Source organism: Alkalihalobacillus alcalophilus ATCC 27647 = CGMCC 1.3604, from assembly GCF_000292245.2.
Classification (GTDB): domain Bacteria; phylum Bacillota; class Bacilli; order Bacillales; family Bacillaceae_D; genus Alkalihalobacillus; species Alkalihalobacillus alcalophilus.
In genome coordinates this window covers 59,023-66,893 of sequence record NZ_ALPT02000016.1, presented here as the reverse complement: position 1 = coordinate 66,893, position 7,871 = coordinate 59,023, and the positions used below count along the sequence as shown (strand labels likewise).

General features: G+C 40.5%; 7 protein-coding genes. 3 read left to right on the top strand and 4 right to left on the bottom strand.

Annotated elements, in window-relative coordinates; genetic code table 11:
- Positions 1 to 355: hypothetical protein (locus tag BALCAV_RS22245; RefSeq protein WP_160173392.1), on the top strand; the 355-nt coding region annotated here is incomplete at its 5' end.
- Here BALCAV_RS22245 and safA read toward each other — a convergent pair.
- From safA to nadB, 4 genes are all read right to left on the bottom strand, one after another.
- Positions 306 to 1,640 carry a SafA/ExsA family spore coat assembly protein gene (gene safA / locus BALCAV_RS23220; RefSeq protein WP_052044345.1) on the bottom strand — a complete coding sequence of 445 codons (1,335 nt, stop codon included), beginning with the start codon at positions 1,638 to 1,640 and terminating at the stop codon, positions 306 to 308. The two genes, BALCAV_RS22245 and safA, sit on opposite strands and share 50 nt — an antisense overlap.
- Positions 1,641 to 1,947: 307 nt before the next feature.
- Positions 1,948 to 3,057 carry a quinolinate synthase NadA gene (gene nadA / locus BALCAV_RS06310; protein WP_003323603.1) on the bottom strand — a complete coding sequence of 370 codons (1,110 nt, stop codon included), beginning with the start codon at positions 3,055 to 3,057 and terminating at the stop codon, positions 1,948 to 1,950.
- Positions 3,054 to 3,896 (bottom strand): carboxylating nicotinate-nucleotide diphosphorylase, encoded by an 843-nt coding sequence (gene nadC, locus BALCAV_RS06305; protein WP_003323602.1) that lies wholly within the window; start codon positions 3,894 to 3,896, stop codon positions 3,054 to 3,056. Before nadC ends, nadA begins: the two co-directional genes overlap by 4 nt.
- Before the next feature lie 15 nt (positions 3,897 to 3,911).
- Complete coding sequence (gene nadB, locus BALCAV_RS06300) at positions 3,912 to 5,465, bottom strand: L-aspartate oxidase (RefSeq protein WP_003323601.1); 1,554 nt, start codon at positions 5,463 to 5,465, stop codon at positions 3,912 to 3,914.
- A gap of 624 nt (positions 5,466 to 6,089) precedes the next feature.
- Here nadB and BALCAV_RS06295 point away from each other — a divergent pair.
- Both BALCAV_RS06295 and BALCAV_RS06290 read left to right on the top strand, forming a co-directional pair.
- On the top strand, positions 6,090 to 7,232 hold the full coding sequence (locus BALCAV_RS06295) for an IscS subfamily cysteine desulfurase (protein ID WP_003320569.1): 1,143 nt from the start codon (positions 6,090 to 6,092) through the stop codon (positions 7,230 to 7,232).
- The gene (locus BALCAV_RS06290; RefSeq protein WP_003320570.1) at positions 7,219 to 7,761 is read left to right on the top strand and encodes a transcription repressor NadR; all 543 of its coding nucleotides are present in this window, start codon (positions 7,219 to 7,221) and stop codon (positions 7,759 to 7,761) included. The genes BALCAV_RS06295 and BALCAV_RS06290 overlap by 14 nt, the downstream gene beginning before the upstream one ends.
- The last annotated feature ends 110 nt before the right edge of the window (positions 7,762 to 7,871 follow it).

Genomic DNA, 7,871 nt, shown 5'->3' with positions numbered 1-7,871 from the left:
TTTGGCTTCACCTCAATTTCCATTACCAATCACACTTTATTCGCACCCTAATTTGGCTTCACCTCAATTTTCATTACCAATCACGCTTTATTCGCACCCTAATTTGGCTTCACCTCAATTTCCATTACCAATCACGCTTTATTCGCACCCTAATTTGGCTTCACCTCAATTTCCATTACCAATCACGCTTTATTCGCACCCTAATTTTGCTTCATCCCAATTTTCATTACTTATTACCTTATTTCCACAAAAAGACGCCTCAAAAAAGTCCAATGACTTTTTTGAGGCGTCTTTTTTATCTTTTATTAATCTTCATAATCATCTTGTTCGTTATAATGATTCATTTGTCTTTTAGGTTGTGAATGGTTCCGCCCCATAAATTGTCCTTGAGTGCTATGGAACATTTGCCCGCTTTGCCCTGGAGCTTGAAATCCGCCTTCTTGACCCGGCATTGGCATCATTCCTCCATGGTGGCTTGGCATTGGAAACCCTCCACTTTGCTCTGGCATTGGCATCATTCCTCCATGGTGGCTTGGCATTGGAAATCCTCCACTTTGCTCTGGCATTGGCATCATTCCTCCATGGTGGCTTGGCATTGGAAATCCTCCTTCTTGACCCGGCATTGGCATCATTCCTCCATGATGGCTTGGCATTGGAAATCCTCCACTTTGCTCTGGCATTGGCATCATTCCTCCATGATGGCCTGGCATTGGAAACCCTCCATTTTGCTCTGGCATCGGCATCATTCCTCCATGGTGGCCTGGCATTGGAAATCCTCCATTTTGCTCTGGCATCGGCTGTGGTCCGTGGTCTGGTTGAACATACTGATGACCGTACGCAGGTAATGTTTGGGCAGGTTGATAAGGCGTTGGTACCTGCTCCTCTACACAATCCCCTTCCATCGGTTGGAATGTTTGTGGTGCCATTCCGAATCCATGATGCTGCTGGGCTTGGTGCCCGTGATATCCATGGTGACCATGATGTCCATGCGGAAACATTGCTGGTTTTATTGGAAATCCACAATTTGCACAACCTGGCATAACTGGACTAATTGGTGTCATATGCATAGGTGGGCAAGGCTGCTGAACAGGTGGCTCACAATACTCAACCTCTTGTACTGGCATTTCTACTTGTGGTTGTACTTGCGGTTGTACTTGCGGCTGTACTTCTGGCATAGGCTTCGGCATTGGTGGTTTAGGTAATGGCATTTCTTTTACTGGTTTTTCTTTAATCGGCTGTTCTTTTTTCGGTTGAACAACTGGCTGCTCCTTTGGTTTATGGACAACTTTTTTCGGCTGTGGATTATATAAAAATACATTCATATTTGTTTCGTAATTTTTTGTAATGTCTTTAGAAATCGGTTGTGGTTGTGGTTGCGGCATTGGCTGTATCGGTGCAACTGGTTGTTCCTTTTTAACAATCGGTTGCTCTTTAATGACTTGCTGTGGTGCAACAATCGGTGATTCTTTTTTTACAGGAACACTTCCTGTAGGTATTTTGATTTTCATCCCAGGCATTAATACATCAGGATTACTAATTTGTGAATTAACTGCTTTTAATTCTTCAAAGTTCACTCCATGCTTTTGGGCGATTTTCCAAAGAGACTCTCCTTTTTGGACAATATGAATTTTCACGATCATGCTCCCTCCTCTTACATTCATTACATTGTATGAGACGCTAGGCAACTTGACACTGTATTTTTGCCCAATTTATAACCATTCGTCTAGAGTCTTGACCCTTCTCACTGCCAAATGTATGTTTTCGAACATTGTTTTAGACCTATATACAAGTTATCAATTTAATATGAAGTCAAATGAAATAAGCAGTACCTCAGAAAAAGGGGAGGCTTATAAAACGATACACCTATTCCTACTAAGGGGATTTCTTTTAACGCATCGTAAAAGCTTTACATCGTTTCACGTTTATAAAATTAAAAAACGCCCAAACTTATGGGCGTTCGAGCATTCTTTGTAGCGCTAAACAAGCATCTTTTGTTATTTCTTTATCGACTGTAATCGGATGACGTAATTTCCCTTCCATCAAATCTTCTAGCGACCATAATAAGTGGTCTAAGTCGATTCGGTTCATTGTTAAACAGGCACACATTGTTGGGTTTAATGAGACAATCGATAAATCTGAATAGGTTTTGGCTAAGCGTTGCACCAAATTCATTTCCGTACCGATTGCCCAAGAAGTACCTTTTTCAGCATTTTTAATTGTCTCAATGATATAATGGGTCGATCCGTTTAAATCAGCTTGACGAACAACTTCATGTGTACATTCTGGATGAACGATCACTTTAGTTTCTGGCTCATTTTTTCTTAATTGCTCGATATGAGACGTTGTAAATTTTTCATGGACAGAGCAATGACCTTTCCATAAAATCACCTTCACTTCTTCAAGAGGTGTATTAAACTCATTTACTAGTTGCTCTTGAATCGGGTCCCAGACAACCATTTGCTCAAGGGGGATCCCTAAGTCATAGGCTGTATTTCGGCCGAGATGTTGATCAGGTAAAAAGAGTAATCTTTCCTTTTGCGTAAAAGCCCACTGGACCATTTTTTGGGCATTCGACGACGTCACTGTCGCACCACCATATTTCCCACAAAAAGCTTTAATTGCCGCTGTACTGTTGACGTACGTGAGCGGGAGCATCGTTTCTCCGAACAATTGTTTTAATTGGCTCCACGCCTTTTCTGTTTGGTCAATATTAGCCATATCAGCCATTGAACAACCTGCTTTTAAGTCTGGCAACAGAACTTGCTGGTTATCCTCTGTTAGCATATCAGCTGTTTCAGCCATAAAATGAACGCCACAAAAAACGATAAACTCTGCTTTTTTATTCTCTGCCGCTAACTGAGCTAATTGAAGTGAATCTCCCGTGACATCAGCAAATTGAATGACTTCATCTCGCTGATAATGATGACCAGGAATAAAAAGCTTTTCCCCAAGCTTTTCCTTAATTGCCCAAATTCTCGCTTCTTTTTCTGCAGTAGTCATCAAGTTGTACTTTTCCGGAATTCGTTTCACTTGGGCAATTTGTTCTAAAACGCTCATTGTTTTACATCTCCTTTTAATAACATACTCAAATCCATCGCTTGAACCGAATGGGTTAAAAACCCTAATGAAATATAGTCAACACCACAACCACTGAACGCTGGTAACGTTTGTAAATCAATACCGCCAGAAGCTTCTGTAACAATGCCTTCTGGTACATACTTCCTTTGTTTGGAAATTTGCTCTGGAGTATAATTATCAAACATAATCACGTCGACTTTCGCTTCGATCGCTTCGAATAATTCATTTTGATTCGTGATCTCCACTTCAATTTTGGTCATATGGCCTAATTTTGCTTTCACCTCACGAACGGCCTCTATAATTCCACCATAAGCCGCAATGTGATTTTCTTTTAAAAGGACCGCATGATCTAAGCCACGCCTGTGATTAAATGCCCCACCACATCTTACGGCATATTTTTCTAACATTCTGAGCCCTGGTGTTGTTTTTCGAGTATCACACAAGCGAATCGTCGAATCATCAAGTTGTTCAATCGCTTTTTTCGTTAACGTAGCAATCCCAGACATTCGTTGCATTAAATTTAAAAAGACTCTTTCTCCCGCTAATAAGAGATCGACAGGACCAGTCATTTCAGCAATCACTTTTCCTTTTTGTACAAAGTCTCCATCTTGCACGAATAATTTGACTTCGATCTCATGACTTAGAAGTGGATACCCGACTTTCACTATATCTCTTCCGACAAAGACACCATCTTGTTTAGCCGTAATATAAGCGGTTTTAATTAAAGACTGCGGCAATGCTTGACTTGTCACATCCCCGTCCCCTAAATCTTCATTCAAAAATTCAATTAATAATTGTTTCAGTTTCACAAGATTCATCTCTGTTCCCCTCCTTTAAAGTGAAATAAGCTGCTTCTTTTTTCGAATTGGCTGATTGATTTTTACCTCTAATGTCGTTTTTAACCATCCCTCTTGCTCTTTTGGATAATCTAAACGAAAATGTCCACCTCTTGACTCCGTTCTTGCTAGTGCAGACTGACAAATCAATAAGGCGATCAATAGTTGATTGGCTTCTTCCATTTGTTTTGGTGCAAAAGATGACTTTTGCTCTAGCCATGGCTGATATGGACGGAGCCAATCAATCACTTTTTTTAAGCCCGCCTCTGTTCTTTTAATTCCAGCAAATTGGGTCATCATCATTCTAAGATGCTCTAAACTAGGTAACTTCACAGACTCTTCTTTTTGAGTCAAATCAGTTTCTAATAAAAATTGTAAACCTTTAAAGTGAAGCGACTTCGCTTTTTCACGAATATCTAAAACCGCACGTTCTGCAAAAACTAAACCTTCTAATAATGAGTTACTTGCCAAACGGTTTGCTCCATGAACCCCTGTACAAGCTACTTCCCCAAGTGCATATAATGCCGGCAATGAAGTTTCCCCGTGCTCATTTGTGTTAATTCCACCACTAATAAAATGAGCTCCCGGTGCCACTTCCAATAATGAAGTATCGAGCTTAATCCCAGCCCTCTGACAAATTTGAAAAACTTGCGGAAATCGCTCTGAAAATTTTTCAATGGAAGAGATATCTAAAAAGACTTTCTTACCAGCAGCTTGATAATCATATATTTTCCGACTTACTACATCTCTTGGTGCTAAATCCTTATTAGGGTGTTCACTCATAATCGCAAACCCATTTTCATCTACTAGTCTGGCTCCTTCTCCTCGCAAAGCTTCACTTGCCAAACCAACGACTTCTTCTTGATGGAGCAGCAAAGTAGGATGGAATTGGATAAATTCTAAGTCACTTAACATAGCACCAGCCCGGTAAGCAAGAGCCATACCATCTCCAGTTGTTGTCCTAGCATTTGAGGTATACGTATACAATTGTCCAATACCACCTGTTGCAATAATGGTGAAATCGGCCTTTAATAAACATTTATCAGTTTGGACGCCAATGACTTGACCATTTTCTTTCACAAGACTAAGCGCTTCCGTTTTCTCCATCACCTCAACACGACCTTTTATTTTTTCTAAAAGAGTCATGACAAAAGCTTTACCCGTTTGGTCCCCATCTGCATGAACAATTCTTCGTTCTTGATGAGCTCCTTCCATCCCAAGCTTAAACCCCTGTGTTTTTGTTCGATCAAATGGTACACCTAAATTGGCCATATATGTGATAAGCTCAGGAGCTCTTTTCACCATCAACTCAACATTGTGTTCAAGATGATGACCGTAACCAGCCCGTAATGTATCTTCAAAATGCTTTTTCCAATTGTCATTCGGATGTAGGGCAGCCGCAATGCCACCTTGTGCCAACTTTGAATTCGAAGTTGTTAATTTTGACTTTGTGAGAACAATCACATTAAAATCATCAGCTAATAAATGTGCAGCCATTAAACCAGCTATCCCACTTCCAATAATAATGACACCTGCTCTAGCCATCGTCATTTTTTGTCCCCCTAATAACATTACAGTTGTCTTGTCACCTATCTTTACATAAAATAGAGTTAGTGACAAGATTTTTTTTATTTATTTAATAGAATCTCAACTTTCGCAGCGTATGATTGACCCTTAACCGTTGATAGAGATTGACTTTAGGGAGATGCAATGCTCAAATTGACTTTACATGAACGGTTCAATCGTTGACAGTCTGAACACATCTCTTTCTTAGTAGGCAGTTGAAGGAAACTGTTCACTAAAATGAAGCGCTGCGGCTGTCGCTCCCAAAACCATACTCCGCGTCCTGCGGGAACCTTGCGAGCCTCCTCGGCACACCTGCGGGGTCTCGCTCCACGGTTTCCAATGAGACCCCGCAAGCGTGAAACGCTGAGGAGGCTCATGAGGTTCTCGGCAAGGACGCGGACTGTCTGTTTGGGAGCGACCGCCGAAGCGCATTGTACATTGTCTATTTTTTCTTGATGCACAGTTTATCCGTTTGGTGTGATAGTACGTTCTCGCTTTTCTAACGTGTCAAGGGCATTTGTTTAAGAGCTTCTATTCGCTCTGCCAACTAGTTGAACGGTTTTTCTCGATGCGAAAGTTGAGATAGAATGATATTTGGTAGGTGATAAAATGATTTATTTGGATTATAGTGCGACAACACCAATGGCTGAAAAAGCAATTGAAGCTTACGCCGAAATGGCTCGACAGTATTTCGGCAATAGCAGCAGCTTACATTTAGGGGGGGAAGAAGCTCTTGATATCTTAACTGTTGCAAGAAAATCGCTTGCTGATTTACTAACAATACCAGCTCATTCCCTTTACTATACAGGTTCAGGAAGTGAAGCTAACTTTTTAACGATAACTGGTTTAGCAGAGGCAAATCAAAACAAAGGAAAGCATATTTTAGCCCTTCAAACAGAACATCATTCCGTTAAACAAGCCTTACATTATTTAGAAAACAAAGGATTTTCCCTTACATTTGTTGAGGTTGATACTACAGGTCGTATCATTGTAGAAGATTTAATAAATGCGATTCAACCAGAAACAATCCTCGCTACATTTGCTCATGCAAGTGGTGAATTAGGAACGGTTCAAGATCTAGTGAGAATTCATAACCTCTTGAAAAAACATGATATACTTTTATTTAGTGACTGTGTACAAACGTTCGGAAAAATCGATATACCGATTGATGTGATAGATGCCTTTTCTATTTCGGCTCATAAAGTGTATGGACCAAAAGGATTAGGAGCTGCAATTATTGATCCCAAAATTCAATGGAAACCCTTTTTAAAAGGAACTACGCATGAAGCTGGTTTCCGATCTGGTACGGTTGATATACCAGCAATCGTCGCCTTTTCTGTAGCGGCAGAAGAAACCTTCACTCATCAAACAGGCGAAGCGAACAGATTAGAGGAGTTACGACAGCATTTTATAAAGCGATTAAAAGAGGACCCTGCCTTTATTTTTGAAGGGCATCCAACAGAAAGGCTGCCTTTTCACATTGGCTTAAGAAGAAAAGGCATCGAAGGACAGCTTCTTATGCTCGAGTGCAAACGGAAAGGGCTTGCTATTTCAACTGGCTCTGCTTGTCGTGCTGGATTAACCGAACCACCTGCCTCACTACTTGCAATCGGCCGTTCAACATCCGATGCTCATGAATATGTTCGAATTACTTTTGGAAGGCATACATCAAAAGAAGATGTTGATTATTTACTAGAAGTTCTACTCAATATTTCAGCAAATTTCAAGGAGGAGTTTAATGGAAAACAATAAAAAATTGCTTGGTGAAGCAAGAAGAAAAATGATTTTACAATGGTTACAATCAGCAAATGGACCATTAACTGGTACGAACTTATCCAAAAGAACGAATGTGAGTCGTCAAGTAATTGTCCAAGATATATCGATTCTAAAAGCCAAAAACCATCCCATTATTGCGACTGCACAAGGATATGTTTATCACCAAAATCTAACGCCACAACTTCATAGCCGAATCATCGCTTGCTCTCATTCTCCAGAACAGACAATGGATGAGCTCAATCTCATTGTCGACCACGGGGTCACTGTAAAAGATGTCATCATTGAACATCCCGTTTATGGCGAAATTACCGGCTCGTTAAGATTATCAAACCGTCAAGATGTCAAAGATTTTTGCCAGCATCTATCCGACACAAATGCGCCACTTTTATCAAAACTAACAAACGGCGTGCACCTTCATACTATTGAAGCCCCATCCGTGGAAGCCATTGATAAAGCCGTACAAGCTCTTGAGAAACAAGGCTTTTTACTTAATGAAAAATTGTGATTAAGGAAAATTGACAGTAAAGAGAAAGAGGTAGGGCAAATATGATTGTCCTTACCTCTCCTCCTTTCGTTAGTTGATATTTCAACGATTACTTACATCCCTCTCTACGA

Bases quoted from the DNA above. Each gene is read 5' to 3' on its own strand.
- safA (WP_052044345.1), bottom strand. From the start codon at position 1,640: ATGATCGTGAAAATTCATATTGTCCAAAAAGGAGAGTCTCTTTGGAAA.
- nadA (WP_003323603.1), bottom strand. From the start codon at position 3,057: ATGAGCGTTTTAGAACAAATTGCCCAAGTGAAACGAATTCCGGAAAAG.
- nadC (WP_003323602.1), bottom strand. From the start codon at position 3,896: ATGAATCTTGTGAAACTGAAACAATTATTAATTGAATTTTTGAATGAA.
- nadB (WP_003323601.1), bottom strand. From the start codon at position 5,465: ATGACGATGGCTAGAGCAGGTGTCATTATTATTGGAAGTGGGATAGCT.
- BALCAV_RS06295 (WP_003320569.1), top strand. From the start codon at position 6,090: ATGATTTATTTGGATTATAGTGCGACAACACCAATGGCTGAAAAAGCA.
- BALCAV_RS06290 (WP_003320570.1), top strand. From the start codon at position 7,219: ATGGAAAACAATAAAAAATTGCTTGGTGAAGCAAGAAGAAAAATGATT.